This is a genomic window from Streptomyces sp. NPDC087845, assembly GCF_044742755.1.
Lineage (GTDB): Bacteria > Actinomycetota > Actinomycetes > Streptomycetales > Streptomycetaceae > Streptomyces.
This window is the reverse complement of record NZ_JBIUVC010000011.1, coordinates 276,716-296,772: the sequence shown is the minus strand read 5'-3', so window position 1 is coordinate 296,772 and position 20,057 is coordinate 276,716. Positions and strand designations below refer to the sequence as shown.

General features: G+C 71.7%; 16 protein-coding genes. 9 read left to right on the top strand and 7 right to left on the bottom strand.

Annotation, left to right across the window (positions count from 1 at the left end):
- The first annotated feature begins 243 nt into the window (after positions 1-243).
- Positions 244-1,974, top strand: a complete 1,731-nt coding sequence (locus ACIOMQ_RS27925; protein ID WP_402190835.1) for a multicopper oxidase family protein — start codon at positions 244-246, stop codon at positions 1,972-1,974.
- Positions 1,975-2,051: 77 nt separating this feature from the next.
- Positions 2,052-3,806 carry an NAD+ synthase gene (locus tag ACIOMQ_RS27920; RefSeq protein WP_402190832.1) on the top strand — a complete coding sequence of 585 codons (1,755 nt, stop codon included), beginning with the start codon at positions 2,052-2,054 and terminating at the stop codon, positions 3,804-3,806.
- Between the two features lie 190 nt (positions 3,807-3,996).
- Here the strand turns inward: ACIOMQ_RS27920 and ACIOMQ_RS27915 are convergent, their stop codons facing one another.
- The 3 genes from ACIOMQ_RS27915 to ACIOMQ_RS27905 all read right to left on the bottom strand — a co-directional run bounded on the left by ACIOMQ_RS27915 (position 3,997) and on the right by ACIOMQ_RS27905 (position 7,770).
- Positions 3,997-5,028, bottom strand: coding sequence for an endonuclease/exonuclease/phosphatase family protein (locus ACIOMQ_RS27915; RefSeq protein WP_362210507.1), 1,032 nt, complete (start codon positions 5,026-5,028; stop codon positions 3,997-3,999).
- Between the two features lie 345 nt (positions 5,029-5,373).
- Positions 5,374-6,024: a TetR/AcrR family transcriptional regulator gene (locus ACIOMQ_RS27910; protein ID WP_362210510.1), complete on the bottom strand. Its 651-nt coding sequence runs from the start codon at positions 6,022-6,024 to the stop codon at positions 5,374-5,376.
- Between the two features lie 132 nt (positions 6,025-6,156).
- Positions 6,157-7,770 (bottom strand): MFS transporter, encoded by a 1,614-nt coding sequence (locus ACIOMQ_RS27905; protein WP_362210513.1) that lies wholly within the window; start codon positions 7,768-7,770, stop codon positions 6,157-6,159.
- Between the two features lie 151 nt (positions 7,771-7,921).
- On the opposite strand from ACIOMQ_RS27905, the gene panB reads away from it, so the two are divergent.
- The 3 genes from panB to ACIOMQ_RS27890 all read left to right on the top strand — a co-directional run bounded on the left by panB (position 7,922) and on the right by ACIOMQ_RS27890 (position 10,808).
- Entirely contained in the window at positions 7,922-8,809 is an 888-nt protein-coding gene (gene panB / locus ACIOMQ_RS27900) for a 3-methyl-2-oxobutanoate hydroxymethyltransferase (protein ID WP_362210516.1), read from the top strand.
- A 131-nt stretch (positions 8,810-8,940) separates the two neighbouring features.
- Positions 8,941-9,963: an ATP-binding cassette domain-containing protein gene (locus tag ACIOMQ_RS27895; protein ID WP_401937555.1), complete on the top strand. Its 1,023-nt coding sequence runs from the start codon at positions 8,941-8,943 to the stop codon at positions 9,961-9,963.
- Complete coding sequence (locus ACIOMQ_RS27890; RefSeq protein WP_362210522.1) at positions 9,960-10,808, top strand: ABC transporter permease; 849 nt, start codon at positions 9,960-9,962, stop codon at positions 10,806-10,808. Before ACIOMQ_RS27895 ends, ACIOMQ_RS27890 begins: the two co-directional genes overlap by 4 nt.
- A gap of 19 nt (positions 10,809-10,827) precedes the next feature.
- Here ACIOMQ_RS27890 and ACIOMQ_RS27885 read toward each other — a convergent pair whose 3' ends face one another.
- Positions 10,828-14,265 carry an AfsR/SARP family transcriptional regulator gene (locus tag ACIOMQ_RS27885; protein ID WP_402190829.1) on the bottom strand — a complete coding sequence of 1,146 codons (3,438 nt, stop codon included), beginning with the start codon at positions 14,263-14,265 and terminating at the stop codon, positions 10,828-10,830.
- Between the two features lie 223 nt (positions 14,266-14,488).
- On the opposite strand from ACIOMQ_RS27885, the gene ACIOMQ_RS27880 reads away from it, so the two are divergent.
- Complete coding sequence (locus ACIOMQ_RS27880) at positions 14,489-15,286, top strand: site-2 protease family protein (RefSeq protein ID WP_362210528.1); 798 nt, start codon at positions 14,489-14,491, stop codon at positions 15,284-15,286.
- A 35-nt stretch (positions 15,287-15,321) separates the two neighbouring features.
- On the opposite strand, the gene ACIOMQ_RS27875 is transcribed toward ACIOMQ_RS27880, so the two are convergent.
- Entirely contained in the window at positions 15,322-15,498 is a 177-nt protein-coding gene (locus ACIOMQ_RS27875) for a hypothetical protein (RefSeq protein WP_389797016.1), read from the bottom strand.
- Positions 15,499-15,589: 91 nt separating this feature from the next.
- Positions 15,590-16,300, bottom strand: a complete 711-nt coding sequence (gene npdG / locus ACIOMQ_RS27870) for an NADPH-dependent F420 reductase (RefSeq protein WP_362210534.1) — start codon at positions 16,298-16,300, stop codon at positions 15,590-15,592.
- A gap of 268 nt (positions 16,301-16,568) precedes the next feature.
- On the opposite strand from npdG, the gene ACIOMQ_RS27865 reads away from it, so the two are divergent.
- The gene (locus ACIOMQ_RS27865; protein ID WP_401263792.1) at positions 16,569-17,870 is read left to right on the top strand and encodes an MFS transporter; all 1,302 of its coding nucleotides are present in this window, start codon (positions 16,569-16,571) and stop codon (positions 17,868-17,870) included.
- Positions 17,871-17,903: 33 nt separating this feature from the next.
- Here ACIOMQ_RS27865 and ACIOMQ_RS27860 read toward each other — a convergent pair whose 3' ends face one another.
- Positions 17,904-18,134: a hypothetical protein gene (locus ACIOMQ_RS27860; RefSeq protein ID WP_362210539.1), complete on the bottom strand. Its 231-nt coding sequence runs from the start codon at positions 18,132-18,134 to the stop codon at positions 17,904-17,906.
- A gap of 58 nt (positions 18,135-18,192) precedes the next feature.
- Here ACIOMQ_RS27860 and map point away from each other — a divergent pair, with 58 nt between their 5' ends.
- Together map and ACIOMQ_RS27850 are read left to right on the top strand one after the other, a co-directional pair.
- Positions 18,193-19,050, top strand: a complete 858-nt coding sequence (gene map, locus ACIOMQ_RS27855) for a type I methionyl aminopeptidase (protein ID WP_362210541.1) — start codon at positions 18,193-18,195, stop codon at positions 19,048-19,050.
- Positions 19,051-19,310: 260 nt separating this feature from the next.
- Positions 19,311-19,973: a heme oxygenase (biliverdin-producing) gene (locus ACIOMQ_RS27850; RefSeq protein ID WP_402190825.1), complete on the top strand. Its 663-nt coding sequence runs from the start codon at positions 19,311-19,313 to the stop codon at positions 19,971-19,973.
- Positions 19,974-20,057: the final 84 nt, after the last annotated feature.

Sequence of the window (20,057 nt, the reverse complement as noted above, 5' to 3'; positions counted from 1 at the left end):
TGCTCGACATGACTCTGAGTAGATGTGCGACCTACGGACAGTTGTCTCTGTTCGTCGCGCTGCTCATCGGGATCGTTCACCTCCTCGGGGGTGGCGGGGGGCGGCTCTTCCCGGTGCCGTGGCCGGCTTCGCGGCCGGGCCGGATCCGCCGTGCCCCGTTGTCGGTGCTGCGTATATAGGAGGGGCGCCTCCCCCTCCCCCAGCAGACCGAAATACCGACGACACCCCGAGGTGCTCTCCGTCATGCGCACTCCACCCACCCGACGCGCCGTGCTCGGCGCCGCCGTCGCCACGGCCGGTACGGCGGCTCTGGCCTCGTGCTCCGGCGAATCCGACACGGACCGCAGTGGTACGAAGTCCGGCAGCGCGAACCCCGGCGGCGCGAACCACGGGACCTCTCCCCGCGGGAGGTCCCGGGGCGAGTACGTCTCCCCCGACGGCGAGGAGGTCGCCGCGGCCGAGGCCAAGCGGCCCTCCGGCCCTGTACGGAAGATCGACCTCACCGCCACCCCGTCCCGGCTCGATCTTGGCGGCGGGCTGGTCGTCGGCTCCTGGGCCTACGACGCCCGGCTGCCCGGACCGGAGCTGCGGGTCTCGGTGGGCGACACCGTCGCGCTCAACCTCGCCAATCACCTTCCGGCGGCGACCACCCTGCACTGGCACGGCCTCAACGTGCGCAATGACATGGACGGCGTGCCCGGCCTGACCCAGAAGCCCATCCGGCCGGGAGCGGAATTCGCGTACCGCTTCAAGGTGCCGCACCCCGGGACGTACTGGTTCCACCCGCACACGGGCGTCCAGCAGGACCGGGGGCTGTACGCGCCACTGATCGTCGATGACCCGAAGGAGACCCTCAAGTACGACAAGGAGTGGGTCGTCGTCCTCGACGACTGGGTCGACGGGGTGGACGGCTCCACGCCCGACTCCGTGCTCGACGAGCTCAGCGGGGGCAGGGGCGGCATGGACCACGGCGGTTCGGACCATGGCGGGATGGACCATGGCGGGATGGACGACAAGGGCGACACGGGGGGCAGCGGGCCCGGCGGGTCTCCCAAGGACCCCAGGTCCCGGAGGAACCCCGGCACCGCCAAGAAGCGTTCCGGCCCCTCGCGGATCGCGAGGGATTCCTACAGCGAACTGCTCAACAGCCACGGGGGCAATGTCGCCTACCCGTACTACCTGATCAACGGCCGCATCCCGAAGGCCCCCACCTCCTTCACCGCCCGGCCCGGCGACCGCATCCGCCTGCGCATCATCAACGCGGGCGGGGACACCCCTTTCCGTGTCGCGCTCGGCGGCCACCGGATGACGATCACCCACACCGACGGCTATCCCGTCCGGCACACCACGACGGACGCCCTGCTGCTGGGCATGGGCGAGCGGTACGACGTGCTGGTCACCGCCGGGGACGGGGTGTTCCCGCTGACCGCGCTCGCCGAGGGCAAGCGGGCGTCGGCGCTGGCCCTGCTCCGAACCGGAAAGGGTGCGGCGCCCACCGCGTCCGTACGGCCCAAGGAGCTGGACGGCAGGCTGGTGGAGGCGCGCGAGCTGTCGCCGGACGAGTCCGTGGCACTGTCCGTGCGCGAGCCCGACCGGACCCTCCGGTTCCGGATGACCGGCAGCATGGCGGCGTACAACTGGGCCTTCGACCACAAGCCGTACAACCCCCGCCAGCGGCATCCGGTCGAGGCGGGCGAGCGGGTCAGGCTGGAGTTCTACAACGTCACGGAGATGTGGCACCCCATTCATCTGCACGGACACTCGTTCGGCCTCGTGGGAGCGGCGGGGCCGAGACACCGGGCCACCCGGCGCGGCCAGGCCGCCTGGGCGCGCAAGGACACCGCGATCATCCGGCCGAACAGCTCACTGGCCGTGGAGTTCAACGCGGACAACCCGGGGCTGTGGATGCTCCACTGCCACAACATCTACCACTCGGACGTGGGCATGATGACGGTCGTCGGCTACCGCCGCTGACCCGTTCCTGGCGGGCGGCCGGTCGGATGCGCGGCCCGCCAGGACATCGCGTCAGTCAGACGATTACACTGAGCGGCGTGCCTCAACTACGCCTCGCACTGAATCAGATCGACTCGACCGTCGGTGATCTCTCCGGCAACGCCGAGGCGATCGTCCACTGGACCCGGCACTCCGCCGAACAGGGCGCCCACCTGGTGGCGTTCCCCGAGATGATGCTGACCGGCTACCCCGTCGAGGACCTGGCCCTGCGGCCGTCCTTCGTCGATGCCTCGCGTCAGGCGCTGCGCGCGCTCGCCGCACGTCTCGACGCGGAGGGCTTCGGGGAGCTGCCGGTCGTCGTCGGTTTCCTCGACCGGTCCGAGACGGCCCAGCCGCGCTACGGCCAGCCCGCCGGCGCCCCGCAGAACGCCGGCGCGGTGCTGCACCGGGGGCAGGTCGCGCTGGCCTTCGCCAAGCACCACCTCCCCAACTACGGCGTCTTCGACGAGTTCCGGTACTTCGTGCCGGGCGACTCGATGCCGGTCGTGCGGGTCCACGGCGTCGACGTGGCGCTCGCGATCTGCGAGGACCTCTGGCAGGACGGCGGCCGGGTGCCCGCCGCGCGGGCCGCCGGTGCCGGACTGCTGCTGTCGATCAACGCCTCGCCGTACGAGCGGGACAAGGACGACACCCGGCTGGAACTGGTCCGCAAGCGGGCCCAGGAGGCCGGCTGCACCACCGCGTATCTGGCGATGATCGGCGGCCAGGACGAGCTGGTCTTCGACGGCGACTCGATCGTCGTCGACCGGAACGGCGACGTGATCGCCCGCGCCCCGCAGTTCGCCGAGGGCTGCGTCGTCCTCGATCTGGACCTGCCTGCCGCCGCCGCCGAGCCGCCGTCCGGTGTGGTGAACGACGGGCTGCGGATCGACCGCGTGGTGCTCTCCGAGGAGCCCGTCCCGGCGTACGAGCCGGAGCTGGCCGGTGGTTACGCGGAGCGGCTCGACGACGACGAGGAGCTGTACTCGGCGCTGGTCGTCGGTCTGCGTGCGTACGCCGCCAAGAACGGCTTCAGCAGTGTGCTGATCGGGCTCTCCGGCGGGATCGACTCGGCGCTGGTCGCCGCGATCGCCTGCGACGCGCTGGGCGCACGGAACGTGTACGGCATCTCGATGCCGTCGAAGTACTCCTCCGATCACTCCAAGGGCGACGCGGCCGAGCTGGCCGGCCGCACCGGGCTGAATTTCCGCACCGTACCGATCGAGCCGATGTTCGACGCGTACATGGGCTCGCTCGGGCTCACCGGCCTCGCCGAGGAGAACCTCCAGTCACGGCTGCGCGGCACGATGCTGATGGCGGTCTCCAACCAGGAGGGCCAGATCGTCCTCGCGCCGGGCAACAAGTCCGAGCTGGCGGTCGGCTACTCGACGCTGTACGGCGACTCGGTCGGGGCGTACGGGCCGATCAAGGACGTCTACAAGACGTCGGTCTTCCGCCTCGCGAAGTGGCGCAACCGCGCCGCCGAGGAGCGCGGGCAGACCCCGCCGATCCCGGAGGCGTCCATCACCAAGCCGCCCAGCGCCGAACTGCGCCCGGGACAGGTCGACACGGACTCGCTGCCCGACTACGACGTACTGGACCGGATCCTGGAGCTGTACGTCGACCGGGACCGGGGTCTGGACGAGATCGTCGCGGCCGGGTTCGACGCCGCGCTGGTGGCGAAGACGCTGCGGATGGTGGATACGGCGGAGTACAAGCGGCGGCAGTACCCGCCGGGCACGAAGATCTCCCCGAAGGGCTTCGGCAAGGACCGGCGGCTGCCGATCACCAATCGGTGGCGCGAGTCGGTCTGAGCGGTCGGCCGCGCATTCTCCGGGCGCGTCGCGCCCGGAGAATGCGCGGCCGTCCCCAGCACGTCCCGATTCGGCGCGTCCCGATTCGGTGTGCCTCCGCTTCCGTGCGGCAGCCTGCTTCAGCGCTTTCAGTGCGGCCGCTGCTTCAAAGCGGCGCGGCCCCTCCCCCGCAGGTGAACGGGCCGCTTCGTCAGAGTTCCACGCGCGCGGCGATCGGAAGGTGGTCGCTGCCGGTCGCCGGGAGCGTCCACGACGACATCGGCTCGACGCCCTTCACCATGATCTGGTCGATCCTCGCCATCGGGAACGACGCCGGCCAGCTGAAGCCGAAGCCGTCACCGGCCGCGCCCTGGGTGGACCGCAACTGCGAGGTGACCGCGTTGAGCGAGCGGTCGTTCATCGTGCCGTTGAGGTCACCGAGCAGGATCACCTTGCCGAGCCGTTCGTCGGCGATGGCCTCGCCCAGGGCGTCCGCGCTGTCGTCGCGCTGGTTGGCGGTGAATCCGGCGTGCAGCTTGACCCGTACGGACGGCAGGTGGGCCACGTAGACGGCGACCTCGCCCTTGGGCGTCTTCACCGTGGAGCGCATCGCCCGGGTCCAGCCCATCTTGATGTCGACCGGCCGGGTGCCGCTCATCGGGTACTTGCTCCACAGGCCGACGGTTCCCTGCACCGAGTGGTACGGGAAGCGGTCGGCGAGCGCCGCCTCGTACGCCGGTACCCGGCCGCTCGGCAGCTCCTCCAGGGCGATGATGTCGGCGCCGGAGTCGGCGACCTTCCGGGCGGTGCCCGCGGGGTCGGGGTTGTCGGCGTTGACGTTGTGGGTGGCCACGGTGAGCTCGCCACCGCTGCCGGACTTGTCGGTGAGCAGGAGCCCGCCGAAGAAGTTGAGCCAGACCACGACCGGCAGCAGCAGGGCGATCAGCGCGGTCGCCGAGCGGCGCACCAGGCCCAGGATCAGCAGCACCGGGAGGAACACGCCGAACCACGGCAGGAACGTCTCGGTGAGGCTGCCCAGGTTGCCGATGGTGTTCGGGATCTCCGCGTGGAAGGCAATCACCAGGGTGAGGAGGACCGCGCAGACGGCGAGGACGATCCCGCGCCGCCAGATGCCCTTGTCGCGCCTCCATCTTTCGAGCAGGTCCCGGAAGCGGGATCCGGTTCCGGTACGCCGCGGCTCCGCACGGTCGTTCCCGGTGTCCGCTCCGTACTCCTGCACCATCGCGCTGTCCTCACTGCCTTGCCTTGCGTGTCGCCGCGCCCTCGACCCTAGGCGATGTGCGGCGCGTTTCCCGCCGTCCACGGCGGCTGTACTGCCACGAGGACGAAGGGCGGGGCCCGGAAGGTTCCTGCCGGGAGGGGTCTGCGGGGGCTTGTGACAGAACGATCACACTCGGGCGGGTCCGGGCAGGTCGGCCGCCTGCGGCGGGTCGCGGCCGGTCGCCGGGCCAGGTCCGGGCAGGGGCGGCAGCCGCCGGGGGCAGGAGTCGGTCACCAGGGCAGGGGCGACCGCCTACGGGCAGGAGTCACTCGTCAGGGCAGGGGGCGGCCGTCGGCGGGCAAAAAATCAGCCGCCAGGGGCGGGCCGGGGGGCGAGGCCCTCCGTCAGGGCCTGGATGATGCGGTCGGCGAGGTCCTCGGGCAGCGGTGCTTCGGGCCGGTGGACGGTGCGTGCGAGCATGGGCGCCAGGAACAGGTCGTTCATCAGTTCCACGTCCAGGTCCGCGCGGAGCTCGCCCGCGTCGACCGCCCGTCGCACGGCGGCCAGCACGGCGGCGCGGCGGGGCTCGATGACGGTGCAGTGGTATTCGCTCCACAGCATGGGGTGGCTCTTCATCTGCGCGTAGACGTTGTGGAGCAGGGCGGAGGAACGCTGGGCGAGACCGCGTCCGCGCATCGACTCCAGCAGCATCCGCAGATCGTCGAGACCGGCGGTGCCGGAGACCGCGGGCTCCGGGGGTTCGATGGCGCGCAGGACGTCGACGAAGAGCTCCTCCTTGCCGCTCCACCGCCGGTAGATGGTCGCCTTGCCGACGCCCGCGGTCCGGGCGATCCGCTCGATGGACAGTCCCGCGAGGGGCTCACCGGCCTCCAGGAGTCCGACGACGGCGTCCAGGATCGCCCGTTCGGCCGCCGCACTGCGCGGCCGGCCCCTTCGCGGTTCCGGATCCTGCCGGACCGGATGGTTCCGGTTCTGCGTCTGCGCCTGTACCCGCACGTGAATCCACCTCTCGCCGCACCGTCCCCCGTCCGATTCTCGCCGACGGCGGCGGTGCCTCCGTGGGCCGCCCCGGGGTTCCGGCGATCTGCCCGGAATCCTGGGGCGGCGCGATTCAGCTCGGCCGGGCCGTCACCGGTCCGCCCGGACGCGCGGCTGCCGTTCGCCCTCGCCGGCCCCGCCGGCCCTTTCGCCGGCGGGCGCCTTCCCCGGCAGGAACAGCGCCACCACGACCGTGCCCACCAGGGCGACGGCCGCGGAGCCGGCGGCCGTGACGTGCATGGCCTTCAGGAACGCGTCGTTCGCGGCGGCGACCAGCGGAGCGCCCGCCGGGCCCAGCTTGTCCGCGATGCCGAGCGTCGCCTCGATCGACTCCCCCGCCGCCTCCCTGGCACCGGCCGGGAGCGCGCCGAGGTGCCCCTCGATGCTGCCGCGGTAGACGGTGGACAGGACCGAGCCGAGCACGGCGACCCCGAGCGCCCCGCCGACCTGCCGGAACGTGTTGTTGACGGCCGATCCGGAACCGGCCTTCTCCCTGGGCAGCGACTGCATCACGGAGACCGTGACCGGTGTCATCACATGGGCCATGCCCGTGCCCTGGACGAAGAAGATCACGCACAGCACCCAGATCGGCGTGGTGGCGTCGAACAGGGCGAACGAGGCCAGGCCGACCGCGACCAGCAGCATCCCGGCGGTGCAGACCGCACGGGCGCCGAACCGGTCGACGACCAGCCGGGCGCGCGGCGCGAAGATCATCTGGGCGGCGGCCAGCGGCAGGATCAGCAGACCGGCCTGGAGCGCGCTCCAGCCGCGCACGCTCTGCATGTAGAAGGCGGAGAAGAAGGTCACGCCCATCAGCGCGAAGAAGACCAGCGCTATGGCGGCGACGGCCGCGGAGAACGACGGCTCCCGGAAGTAGGAGATGTCGAGGGCCGGGTGGCTGCTGCGCTTCTCGTACCAGACGAACCCGGCGAGCACGACCAGGCCGCCGATGGTCGCGGCGAGCACGCCGGGGTCGGTGAAGTCGGCGAGCTGGCCGCCGCGGATGATGCCGTACACCAGCAGGACCAGGCCGACGACGGACAGCAGCACACCGAGCGGGTCGGTCCGGCCCGGCTTCGGGTCCTTGGAGTCCGGCACCAGCACCACCATCGCGATCAGCGCGACGATCACCACGGGCACGTTGACCAGGAAGATCGAGCCCCACCAGAAGTGTTCGAGCAGCAGTCCGCCGGTGATCGGTCCGATGGCGATGGCGAGGCCGACGCTGCCGGCCCATATCCCGATGGCCTTGGGCTGCTCGTCGCGCTCGAAGACGTTCATCAGGACGGCGAGCGTGGCCGGCATGACGAACGCCGCGCCGAAGCCCATCACGGCACGCCAGGTGATCAGCTCCCCGGGCGAATCGGACATGGCCGCCAGGGCGGAGCCGACACCGAAGAGCAGGATGCCGAAGAGCAGGACCTTCTTGCGGCCGACGCGGTCGCCGAGCAGGCCCGCGGTGAAGAGGAGGCCGGCGAAGACGAGCGTGTAGGCGTTGATCGCCCATTCCAGCTCGCTCTGGGTGGCGCCGAGGCCGGTGGGTGCGGGGCTGGCGATGATCTTGACCGCGACGTTCAGGATCGAGTTGTCCAGCACCACGATGAGCAGGCTGAACATCAGAACGACGAGGATCGCCCATCGACGGCGGTGGACCGCCTCGGGGACCTGGGGCAGGGCGGGGCGAGCGCCCGACGGTATTGACATGTCAGGAGCCTATCCGGTTCCGATACGAGACCGTCTCGTATCGGAAAGTCTTTACCGGCCCACTTCCCGTGGACGGCCGCGGGATGCCACCATGGAACCGGTCCGGGGACGCCGACAGGGCGCCTCGAGATGACGAAGGAGCCGTTGGCACATGTCGCTGCAGGCTGCGCAGAACAAGTCCGCCGCAACCCCCGCGGGTACCCCCACCGACAGCAGCAAGGCGCTGTACGGAGGCAAGAGCACCCGCCGTATCTCCATCCACGACATCGCCGCCGCCACCGGGCGCGGCGAGAAGTGGCCCATGCTCACCGCCTACGACGCGATGACCGCGTCCGTCTTCGACGAGGCCGGCATCCCGGTCATGCTCGTCGGCGACTCCATGGGCAACTGCCACCTCGGTTACGAAACCACCGTGCCCGTCACGATGGACGAGATCGCGATCCTCTCCGCCGCCGTCGTCCGGGGCACCAGGCGCGCCCTGATCGTCGCCGACCTGCCCTTCGGGGCGTACCAGGAAGGCCCCGTCCAGGCCCTGCGCAACGCCACCCGGCTGATCAAGGAGTCCGGCGTCGGTGCGGTCAAGCTGGAGGGCGGCGAGCGCAGCCACGAGCAGATCCGGCTGCTGGTCGATGCCGGTATCCCGGTCATGGCCCACATCGGCCTGACCCCGCAGTCCGTCAACGCGATGGGCTACCGGGTGCAGGGCCGCGGCGAGGAGGCGGCCCAGCAGATGCTGCGCGACGCCAAGGCCGTGCAGGACGCGGGCGCGTTCGCCGTGGTCCTGGAGCTCGTACCGGCCGAGCTGGCCGCCGAGATCACCCGCACCCTGCACATCCCGACCGTCGGCATCGGCGCCGGTCCGGACACGGATGCCCAGGTGCTGGTCTACACCGACATGGTCGGGCTGACCGGCGGCAAGGTGCCGCGCTTCACCAAGCAGTACGCGAACCTGCGCAAGGTGCTGGGTGACGCGGCGAAGGAGTTCGCCGAGGAGGTCGTGGGCGGCGGTTTCCCGGCCGCCGAGCACACCTTCCACTGATCCCATCAGGGCCTGGCCGTCCGGACAGGCCCTGACACGGACCACTGCCCGCACCACCGACAGCCCGCCGACATCCCCCATCGGCGGGCTGTCGGCCCGCTGTCGGCGGAGTGTCGGCGGCGCCTGGTCCCATGGTGGGCATGACGCGAATCGACAAGAACCCCAGGAGCGGCTCGAACGCCGTCGAGGTCCGGGGGCTGGTCAAGCACTACGGCTCGACCAAGGCTCTGGACGGCGTGGACCTCGATGTCCGCGAGGGCACCGTGCTCGGTGTGCTCGGCCCCAACGGAGCCGGCAAGACCACGCTCGTACGCTGCCTGTCCACCCTGATCCTCCCCGACGCCGGACACGCCACCGTGGCGGGCTACGACGTGGTGAAGCAGCCCCGGCAGCTGCGCCGCACCATCGGTCTGACCGGGCAGTACGCCTCGGTCGACGAGAAGCTCTCCGGCTGGGAGAACCTCTACATGATCGGGCGGCTGCTCGATCTGCCGCGCAGGACCGCCCGGTCCCGGGCCGACGAGCTCCTGGAGCGGTTCTCGCTCACCGACGCGGCCAGGCGTGCCGCGATGGACTACTCCGGCGGCATGCGGCGCCGGCTCGACCTGGCCGCCTCCATGATCGGCAGCCCGGCCGTCCTGTATCTGGACGAGCCGACCACGGGGCTCGACCCCCGGACCCGCAACGAGGTCTGGGACGAGGTGCAGCGGATGGTCGCGGAGGGGGCGACCGTGCTGCTCACCACCCAGTACATGGAAGAGGCCGAGCAGCTCGCGAACGAGCTGACCGTCATCGACAAGGGCAGGATCATCGCCCGCGGCGGGGTGAACGAGCTGAAGGCCAAGGTCGGCGGCCGCACCCTGCAGATCCGGCCGTCGGACCCGGCGCAGCTGCACGCGATGGCGCAGGCGATCCGGGAAGCGGGACTGGACGGGGTCTCGGGCGCGCAGGCCGTCCCGGACGAGGGACTGCTGTACGTACCGATCCTCAGCGACGAGCAGCTGACCGCCGTCATCGGCCTGCTCGGCGCCCGGGGCTTCTCGCTGGCACACGTCGCCACCGCGCTGCCCAGCCTGGACGAGGTGTTCCTCGCCATCACCGGCGAGAAGAGCGCTTCCGCCACCGACACGATCCCCGAGGAGGTCGCGGCATGAGCACAGCGACTCTGACACCCACGCCCACCGAGCCCGCGCGTGTGAAGCCGGTCCACGACGAGGGCCGGATCGGGCTGCGCAGCAATCTGCGCCACATCGGTGCGCTGGCGCGGCGCAATCTGCTCCAGATCAAGAAGGATCCGGAGTCGATGTTCGACGCGCTCATGATGCCGGTCATCTTCACGCTGCTGTTCGTGTACGTGTTCGGCGGCTCGGTCGGCGGCAGCATGGGCGGCGGCCGGCAGGAGTATCTGAACTACCTGATACCCGGTCTGATGGCGATGATGGGCATGAACATCGCCTCGGCGGTCGGCTCCGGTGTCAACGACGACTTCCGCAAGGGCGTCATGGACCGGTTCCGGACGATGCCGATCGCCCGCTCCTCCGTCCTCATCGCGAAGATCGTGGTCGAGCTCGGCCGGATGATGGTCGCCACCCTGATCCTGCTGGGCATGGGCTTCGCGCTCGGCATGGAGCTCCAGTCCTCGGTGTTCGGGCTGATCGAGGCGATCGCGCTGTCGGCGGTGTTCGGCGCCGCCATCATGTGGATCTTCATCCTGCTCGGGCTGACCATGAAGACGGTCCAGGCGGTTCAGGGGACGGGGATGCTCGTACTGATGCCGCTCCAGTTCGGCTCCTCGATCTTCGCCCCGACCAAGACGATGCCCGGATGGCTCCAGACGTTCACCGAGTACAACCCGCTGTCCAATCTGGCGGACGCGGTGCGCGGTCTGATGATGGGCGGTCCGATCGCCCACTCGGTGTGGGTGACGCTCGGCTGGGCCGCGGTGATCACCGCGGTGGCGGCACCGCTCGCGGTCGCCAAGTTCCGCAAGAAGTCCTGAGGCGCGGCCCCGCCGCGGTTCATTCCCGGTACGCGTCGACGAGGGCGGTGGCCTCCTCCAGGGTGAGGCCGCCGCCCTCGGCGTACGCGGCGTCGTAGGCGGCCCGGCCGAGGACGGCGACGGCCAGCTCTTCCGTCTGGGCGCAGTCGTGCCGCTCCATCGACGTCGGCACATGCCCCTGGGGCAGCAGCTCCTTGCCGGCCCCCAGCAGCCGGGCGGCGAGCGCGGCCCGTTCCTCGCCGCCGATTCCGGCCAGCGACCGGGCGAGGGAGAGGAGATGAATGACCGACATGTGCGGCGCCACCATCTGCGACAGCGGTTCCTGGGACCGCTCCAGCGCTTCCAGGCCCTGGGGCAGGGCTTCGGCGTACAGCCCGTCCTGGTTGTCCAGCCAGGCCAGCCCGCCCACCACGAACCCCTCGAAGATCGCCACCGTCTCGGACTTGAACTCCTCGCGCAGCACGGTCAGTTGCTCGCGCGCCTCATCGGTACGGCCACTGCGGCCCAGCCACATGGAGAGATAGAGCCGGGCGGCCGGCCGCGCCTCGTGCCTCGCCCGGTGATCCTCGGCGAGCACCTCGCGCAGGATCTTCTCGCCCTCGTCGCCCCGGCCCAGCTCGGTGAGGACGGACGCGTACCTGGCGCGCAGGACCGCCACCTGGGACTGCGCGCCGAGCCTCTCCGCGTAGCCGATGGCGGCCCGGAAGTCCTCCGCCGCGCGCGCGAACTCGCCCCGTCTCTCGCTGGCCTCGCCCCGGCAGGAGAGCGATTCGGCGGCGCCCCAGTCGTCGCCGAGCCGGCTGAAGATCTCCAGGCTCTCGTCGGCGTCCCGCTGGGCGTCGCCCGCCCAGTCGGGCCGGTTGGCGAGCACGGTCGCCCGCATCTGGAGGGCTCCGGCCAGCTCCCACTCGTAGCCGTACTCCCGGCCGGCGCGGACCGTCTCGTCCAGCACCTCGCGCAGTTCACCGACCTGCCCGGTGATCATGACCGCGAAGAACCAGAGCGACCCGGGGGTGCGGCAGGTCTGCGGCTGGCCCGCCCGGTAGGTTTCCGCGATGACCCGGAGCCGGGCCATGCCCTTCTCGTCGACCCACACGTCCTTGGCGTGGTCCATGCTGACCAGCTGGACCAGGGCGACCTCGCGCCGCGCCTCCTGGAGCAGTTCGGGCGACATGGGCGGCGGCGCGTCGATGCACCGCTCGTGGAGGGACGGCGCGGGCTCGGCGGGTGGGGCGAAGGGGTCGGGGCCCAGCGCGGCGGCCGCGTCGGCCCACTGCAGGGCGTCGCTGCGCAGATCGCGCATCTGCCAGTACCAGCACAGCGACAGCACCATGCAGAGCACCTCCTGCTCGTCGCGGGCGGCGACGGCACGGCGCAGGGCGGTGCGGAGGTTCTCGTACTCGCGCTGGAGGAGTTCGATGACGGACCGCTGTCCGGCGCCGCGGAGCCGGGGTTCCGCGGTTCGGGCCAGCTCGCGGAAGAACACCAGATGGCGCCGTTCCACGGTGTTCCGCTCCGCCGCCGCGTCGAGCCGTTCGGCGGCGTACTCGCCGACGGTCTCCAGCAGCCGGTAGCGCATCTCGCCGTCGTCGGCGGGCGCGGCGACGACGAGGGACTTGTCGACGAGCGAGCCGAGCAGCCCCGCGACCTCGCGCGCGTCCCGCGGTCCGTCCGCGCAGACGGCCTCGGCGGCGGCCAGGGTGCAGCCGCCCGAGAAGACCGACAGGCGGCGCAGGACGGCGCGTTCGGGGGCGTCGAGCAGGTCCCAGGACCAGTCGACGACGGCGCGCAGGGTCTGCTGACGGGGCAGTACGGTACGGGCCCCGCTGGTGAGCAGGCGGAACCGGTCGTCGAGCCGGTCGGCGATCTGGCGCGGGGTGAGCATCCGCAGCCGGGCGGCGGCGAGTTCGATGGCGAGCGGCAGTCCGTCGAGGCGGCGGCAGATCTCGGCGGCGGCGGCCGCGGTCTCCTCGTCGGCGTCGGTCCGGAAGCCGGGCCGCGCGGCGGCGCCGCGGTCGGCGAGCAGCCGGAGCGCCATCGGGTCGGGCAGCGGGTCGACGGGGCGGACGAACTCGCCCGGCACGCCGAGGGGTTCGCGGCTGGTCGCGAGCACGGTCAGTTCCGGGCAGTGGGAGAGCAGATGATCGGCGAGGGCGGCGGCGGCCCCGACGAGGTGCTCGCAGTTGTCCAGGAGCAGCAGCATGCGGCGCCGGGAGCAGTACTCGGTGAGGCGTACGAGGGGGTCGCCCGCGTACCCCTCGGCGACCCGGAGTTCCTCGGCGCCCGCCCCGCGCAGCACGGTCTCGCGGGCGCCGAGCGCGGTGAGCACGGCCTCCGGTACGGCCTCGGGGTCGTCGACGGGGGCGAGTTCGGCCAGCCAGACGCCGTCCGGCCAGGCGGAGGCGACGGATTCGGCGGCCTCCTGCGAGAGCCGGGTCTTGCCCGCGCCGCCGGGGCCCAGGAGGGTGACCAGCCGGGCGTGCGAGAGGTCGACGCGCAGGGCGTCGATGTCCCCCTCGCGCCCGACGAAGCTGGTGAGCCTGGCCCGGAGGTTTCCCTGCGGGGCGGCGGCCGGGGGCCGGGGACAGGTGGGCCGGTGCGGGTGGACCACGGTGGCGGCCGGTGCGGCCGGTGCGGCCGCTGCGGCGGGCGCGGCGGGGGCGGTCTCCGCGGCCGGTGCGGCGGCCGCGGCCGCGGCCGGGCCCGTCGGGCCCGTCGGGCTCGTCCGGACCGCCGGTTCCTGGCGGAGCAACTCGGCGTGCAGGGAGCGCAGTTCGGGTCCGGGGTCGGCGCCGAGCCGGTCGGCGAGCACGGTGCGCACCTCGTCGTACGCGGCCAGCGCCTGTGCCGTGCGCCCGGCATCACGCAGGGCCCGCAGCCGCAGCGCCTGAAGGGATTCGTCGAGCGGGTGCTCGGTGCACAGGGCGACCAGTTCGGGCAGGGCCTCGTCCGCGCGGCCGAGGGCGAGCGCCGCGGTGAGCCTGCCGCGGCGGGCGTCCAGCCGCCGGGTCGCCCAGCGGGCCGCGAGAGCGCCGCGGTCGGGCAGATCGGCCAGGGCCGGTCCACGCCACAGGGCGAGGGCGTCGTCGAGCACGGTCACGGCCTTCGCCGCGTCGCCCTCCTCCAGCGCCCGCGCCCCCTCCCCCGCGAGCCGCTCGAAGCGGTGGAGGTCGACCGCGTCCGGCTCGGCGGCGAGCCGGTAGCCGCTCTCCGCCGAGGTGATCGCCGCGTGGCCGAGGGCCCGCCGGAGCCGTCCGACGAGCGCCTGCAGGGCGCCCACCGCGTCGGCCGGCGGGTCGCCGTCCCACACCTCGTCGACGAGCACGGCGGCCGGAACGGTGCGGCCGGGGCGCAGTGCGAGGACGGTGAGCAGGGCACGCAGCCGTGCCCCGCCGAGGGTGACGGCCGTGCCGTCGTCGCGGAGTGCCTGGGTGGTCCCGAGGATGCAGTAGCGCACGCGCCTATTCTCCGTGACCGGGATCGGGAAGTGGACATACGTGCGGCCGCACCCGTGTGCACCCTGTGCACGGGGTCCGCCGTGTGCCGGGATCGCTCTTCATGGCCCCACCCTTCACGGAACCACTGCCCCGACGCGAGACGTTCGTGACGTGTCGCCTGTACGGTCGCTCTCGCCGCGCATCTCCCCGTCCCCCTTCCGGCCAGCCACCAGGAGTTCGCCGATGACCACCGCAGCAGCCCGCAGCGACCGGCGGATCAGCCCGGTCTTCCTCGGAATCGCCGCCGTGGCGGCGGTGTCGGGCTGGGCGGTGTGGACGGATTTCGCACAGCAGCCCGGAGTCGCCGTCTTCCTCTTCGTGACGGCGGCCTGGGTGGTGTCGCTCTGTCTGCACGAGTACGCGCACGCCCGGACCGCGCTGCACAGCGGGGACATCTCCATCGGATCGAAGGGTTATCTGACCCTGAATCCACTGAAGTACACCCATGCTCTGCTGAGCATCGTCCTGCCGGTGCTGTTCGTGATCATGGGCGGTATCGGTCTGCCCGGCGGTGCGGTCTTCATCGAGCGGGGCCGGATCAGGGGGCGCTGGAAGCACAGCCTGATCTCGGCGGCGGGCCCGCTGATGAATGTGCTGTTCGCGTTCGTCTGCACGGCGCCGTTCTGGCTGCACGCGCTGGACGGCGTCCCGGTCCTCTTCCGGTACGCGCTGGGGTTCCTGGCACTGCTCCAGGTCACCGCGGCGATCCTCAATTTCGCCCCGGTACCGGGGCTGGACGGCTACGGCGTGATCGAGCCCTGGCTCTCGTACCGGATCCGCCGGCAGGTCGAGCCGTTCGCCCCGTTCGGGCTGATCGCGGTCTTCGGCATCCTGTGGATTCCCGAGGCCAACCACGCGTTCTTCGACGCGATCCACTCCCTGTTGCGGGCGCTGGGCGTCAGCGATCTCACGACGTACTGCGGATTCGACACCTACCGCTTCTGGCGGACGGCCGACCCGGTCTGCGCGGTCGGCGGCTGAGCCGCGGCGGTCCCCGACCTCACAGGGCAGTACACCTAGCCCGCGGCGCTCTCCGCGCGCCGTCGGCGCAGGTAGAACCACGCCATGTTGGACGAGAGCCCGGCCAGCAGCACCCAGACGATCCCGAGCCAGCTGCCCTGGACGAACGAGAGCACGGCCGCGACGACGGCCAGGACGCAGACGGCGAGGGCGTAGAGAGCGAGGCGGGGCATGGGGAGCGGCTCCTGTCCGGGGTGGTGCACGGTCCCGTCCAGTGTCCCTCATGCCCCGTTCCGCTCACCGCAGGGTGCGCCGGGAACGCCCTCAGACGTCGGTGGTACGCAGACCGGCGTGCGCCTGGTAGCGGCGGTTGACCGAGATCAGGTTGGCGACCAGCGACTCGACCTGGTGGGCGTTGCGCAGCCGCCCGGCGAAGATGCCGCGCATGCCGGGGATCCGGCCCGCCAGTGCCTGTACGAGGTCGGTGTCGGCGCGGGCCTCGCCGAGCACCAGCACATCGGTGTCGATCTCCTCGATGGCCTCGTCCTGGAGCAGCACCGCCGAGAGGTGGTGGAAGGCCGCGGTGACCCGGGACTCCGGCAGCAGGGCGGCGGCCTGCTCGGCGGCGCTCCCCTCTTCGGGCTTCAGGGCGTAGGCGCCCTTCTTGTCGAAGCCGAGCGGGTTGACGCAGTCGATGACGAGCTTGCCCGCGAGCTCGCCGCGCAGCGACTCCAGGGTCTTGGCGTGGCCGTCCCACGGCACGGCGACGATCACGACGTCGCTGCGCCGTGCGCACTCCGCGTTGTCGGCGCCCTCGATGCCGTGGCCCAGCTCGTCGGCGGCGGCCTGTGCGCGGTCGGCGGCGCGGGAGCCGATGATCACCTTCTGCCCGGCGCGGGCGAACCGGTAGGCGAGTCCGCGGCCCTGCGGCCCGGTGCCGCCGAGCACCCCGACGGTCAGCCCGGACACGTCGGGGAGGTCCCAGGGGTCCTTGGCGGGGGGCTTGGGTGCGCTGCCGCTGTCGTTCGTAGTCATGGGCCCGACACTACTGCGCGCCATGGAGGGGAACGCAGCGTCGTGCCCCTGCGACATCCGTCACGGCACCTGCCCCCGTTCGGCTGGTCCGGTGCCGTCCACCGGTGCGGGGGACGGGTCCCGCACCATGAAGCCGGGCCATGGACGCCGTACGCGCAGCCCTGCCGCCGGACGGTCCGCCGCCGGGTCCTCCGGGCCGCCGGGCCTCCCCTGCCGCCAGAGAAAACCTGTTGCAGGAAGCATCTGCGGCGCCGGACCATGACCCCTCGTGACCTCAGCTCCCTCACCGGCAGGCCGGCTCGCCGCGCTGCTGCCCGATCTCTCGCCCCTGCGTTCCTCGGCCGACTTCCGGCTGCTGTGGATCCAGGGCCTGGTGACCTACTTCGGCAGCTTCATGGCGCTGATCGCGCTGCCGCTCCAGATCAAGGAACTGACGGGCTCGCCCCTGGCCGTCGGTGCGATGGGGGCGGTCGAGCTGGTGCCGCTCGTCGTCTTCGGTCTGTACGGCGGGGCGCTCGCGGACTCCGCGGACCGCCGCAAGGTGATCCTGGGCACCGAGGCGGGGCTGGGGCTGCTGGCTCTCGTGCTCCTGGTGAACGCCGCGCTGCCCGACCCGATGCTCTGGCCGCTCTACCTCGTCGCGGGCGGGGTCTCCGCGCTCTCCGGGCTCCAGCGGCCCGCGCTGGACTCGCTGATGGCCCGGATCGTGCCGCACGAGCAGCTGACCGCGGCCGCCGCGCTGAATTCGCTGCGCTGGCAGTTCGGCGCGATCACCGGCCCGGCGGTGGCCGGGCTGGTGGTGGCCTACGCCGGGCACGCCACGGCGTACACGGTCACGGTGGTCACGTTCGCCGTGTCCGTGCTGCTGTGTCTGCGGCTGGCACCCGCGCCGCCCGCACAGGACAGCGGAAAGCCCTCGCTGCGCGGCATAGCCGAGGGGGCGAGGTACGCCTGGAGCCGGCCGGTGCTGCTGGGGACGTACGCGGTCGATCTCGCGGCGATGTTCTTCGCCTTCCCGAACACGATCTTCCCGTTCCTCGCGGACGAGCTGGACGCCGACTGGTCCCTGGGGCTGATGTATGCGGCGGGGTCGGTCGGCTCGCTGGTCCTGGGCCTGACCAGCGGCTGGACGTCGCGGGTGCGGCGGCACGGGCTGTTCGTGGTGTTCGGCGCGGCGGCCTGGGGGCTGGCGATCGCGGCGGCCGGATGGTTCGCCAACGTATGGCTCGTGCTGGTCTGCCTGGCGGTGGCGGGCGCGGGGGACATGCTCAGCGGTCTCGGCCGCTCCACGATCTGGAACCAGACCATCCCGGAGGAGCTGCGCGGCCGGCTGGCGGGCATCGAGGTGCTCTCGTACAGCGTCGGCCCGCAGCTGGGCCAGGTGCGGGCCGGCGCGATGGCGGGCTGGACGGGGACCCGCTCCGCGATCTGGAGCGGGGGCGTGGCGTGCCTGGCCTCGGTCGCGCTGCTCACGGCGGCGCTGCCGAAGCTGCTGACGTACGACTCCGAGACGGACGAGGACGCGGTACGCAGGCGCGAGGCCAGAGAGGCCAGCCCCTCCGCGGTCTGAGGAGCGGGGGCGCCGCCCCCGGCTCCCCGGTCCTCAATCGCCGGACGGGCCGGATTCCCCCCGGTCCTGCCATTTGGGGTCCGTCTCCCATTCGAGATTCCGCTCCTGCGCCGTCTCCATCGCGTGCCGTGCCTCCTCCGGGGAGGCATACGGCCCGAAGCGGTCCTTGGCCGGGCACTCGGGGCCCTCCTCGACCTTCCGGTGCTGCAGGCAGTAGTACCACTCGCCCGGCTTGCCGACCGTGCGCTTCTTGAACAGGGCCATCTCCGGCTCCTTCCCTCGGGGCCATGCTGCCCCACGCACGCTGGTTAGACTCGCTGACATGTCTGGCCAGTCGCTGCTCGTACCCGGGGAGATCACTCCCGTCCGTTCCGTACCCGGAAACATCCGGCGTCCCGAATACGTGGGCAAGCCGGCCCCCACCCCGTACACCGGTCCGGAGGTCCAGGACGCCGACACCATCGAGCGTATGCGCATCGCGGGGCGGATCGCCGCCCAGGCGATGGCGGAGGCCGCCAAGCACATCGCCCCGGGCGTCACGACGGACGAACTCGACCGGGTCGCCCACGAGTTCATGTGCGACCACGGCGCCTACCCGTCGACGCTCGGCTACCGCGGATTCCCCAAGTCGCTCTGCTCCTCGCTCAACGAGGTGATCTGCCACGGCATCCCGGACTCCACGGTGCTGCGCGACGGCGACATCGTGAACCTCGACGTCACGGCGTACATCAACGGTGTGCACGGCGACAACAACGCCACATACCTCTGCGGCGACGTGGACGAGGAGTCCCGGCTGCTCGTGGAGCGCACCGAGGAGTCGTTGAACCGGGCCGTCAAGGCGGTCCGCCCGGGGCGGCAGGTCAATGTGATCGGCCGGGTCATCGAGTCGTACGCGAAGCGCTTCGGGTACGGGGTGGTGCGGGACTTCACCGGGCACGGGATCAACGCGTCGTTCCACTCCGGGCTGATCATTCCGCACTACGACAGCCCGCACGCGACCACTGTGATGCAGCCGGGCATGACCTTCACCATCGAGCCGATGCTGACGCTGGGCACGCATGACTACGACATGTGGGACGACGGCTGGACCGTGGTGACGAAGGACCGCAAGCGCACCGCCCAGTTCGAGCACACGCTGGTGGTGACGGAGACGGGCGCCGAGATCCTGACGCTCCCGTAACCACGCGGACAGCCCCACCGAAAGCGGCCGCCCGTTCCCGGGCGGCCGCTTTCGCGTACGCCCCTCCTCCCGCGCGGCGGCGGAAGCAGGCGTATCGTTTTTACCGACAGACCGTCGGGAAGTTGTTGACTTAGGTAAGCCTAAGTAGGAAGATCGGAGATGTCGACAGCCGCTGCCGCACGCAGTCGCTGCCGACACTTCTGTCCCCGTTCCTGATCCTTTCTGGACTTCCCGTCCCCCTCGGTCCCCGGAGGCCCGCCTTGGACGCAACCGCCGCCACTCCCTTCTCGACGCTGATCCGCACCGCGTCGCACGAGCAGCACACCGAGGCGGAGACCTCGACCTTCATGAGCGACCTGCTCGGCGGACGCCTCGGTGTGGACGCGTACACGCGCTACACCGAGCAGCTGTGGTTCGTGTACCAGGCGCTGGAGGAGGGGGCCCAGGCGTTGCGGAACGACCCGGTCGCCGGTCCGTTCATACAGCCCGAGCTGATGCGCACCGCCGAGCTGGAGCGCGATCTGGCCCATCTGCGGGGCGCCGGCTGGCGCGACGGTCTGGAGCCGCTGCCCGCCACGGCCGCGTACGCCGCCCGGGTCGAGGAGTGCGCCCGCACCTGGCCCGCCGGATACGTCGCGCACCACTACACCCGCTACCTCGGCGACCTCTCGGGCGGCCAGATCATCCGCGACAAGGCGGAGAAGACCTGGGGCTTCGCGCGCAAGGGCGACGGGGTCCGGTTCTACGTCTTCGAGGAGATCTCCAACCCCGCCTCGTTCAAGCGGGGCTACCGCGAGCTGCTGGACGCGGTGAACGCGGGCGACCTGGAGAAGCAGCGCGTCGTCGACGAGTGCAAGCGGGCGTTCGCGCTGAACACGGCGGTGTTCCGGGAGCTGGGCGACGTGTTCCCGCTCAGCGCGTAGCGCCCCGGCGGAGGGGGGGGGGGGGGGGGGGGGGGGGGGGGGGGGGGCGGCCCCCCCCCCCCCGCCCTCGCGTACCCGGACTTG

Bases quoted from the DNA above. Each gene is read 5' to 3' on its own strand.
- ACIOMQ_RS27925 (WP_402190835.1), top strand. From the start codon at position 244: ATGCGCACTCCACCCACCCGACGCGCCGTGCTCGGCGCCGCCGTCGCC.
- ACIOMQ_RS27915 (WP_362210507.1), bottom strand. From the start codon at position 5,028: ATGGTGCAGGAGTACGGAGCGGACACCGGGAACGACCGTGCGGAGCCG.
- ACIOMQ_RS27905 (WP_362210513.1), bottom strand. From the start codon at position 7,770: ATGTCAATACCGTCGGGCGCTCGCCCCGCCCTGCCCCAGGTCCCCGAG.
- panB (WP_362210516.1), top strand. From the start codon at position 7,922: ATGTCGCTGCAGGCTGCGCAGAACAAGTCCGCCGCAACCCCCGCGGGT.
- ACIOMQ_RS27895 (WP_401937555.1), top strand. From the start codon at position 8,941: ATGGTGGGCATGACGCGAATCGACAAGAACCCCAGGAGCGGCTCGAAC.
- ACIOMQ_RS27890 (WP_362210522.1), top strand. From the start codon at position 9,960: ATGAGCACAGCGACTCTGACACCCACGCCCACCGAGCCCGCGCGTGTG.
- ACIOMQ_RS27880 (WP_362210528.1), top strand. From the start codon at position 14,489: ATGACCACCGCAGCAGCCCGCAGCGACCGGCGGATCAGCCCGGTCTTC.
- ACIOMQ_RS27875 (WP_389797016.1), bottom strand. From the start codon at position 15,498: ATGCCCCGCCTCGCTCTCTACGCCCTCGCCGTCTGCGTCCTGGCCGTC.
- npdG (WP_362210534.1), bottom strand. From the start codon at position 16,300: ATGACTACGAACGACAGCGGCAGCGCACCCAAGCCCCCCGCCAAGGAC.
- ACIOMQ_RS27860 (WP_362210539.1), bottom strand. From the start codon at position 18,134: ATGGCCCTGTTCAAGAAGCGCACGGTCGGCAAGCCGGGCGAGTGGTAC.
- map (WP_362210541.1), top strand. From the start codon at position 18,193: ATGTCTGGCCAGTCGCTGCTCGTACCCGGGGAGATCACTCCCGTCCGT.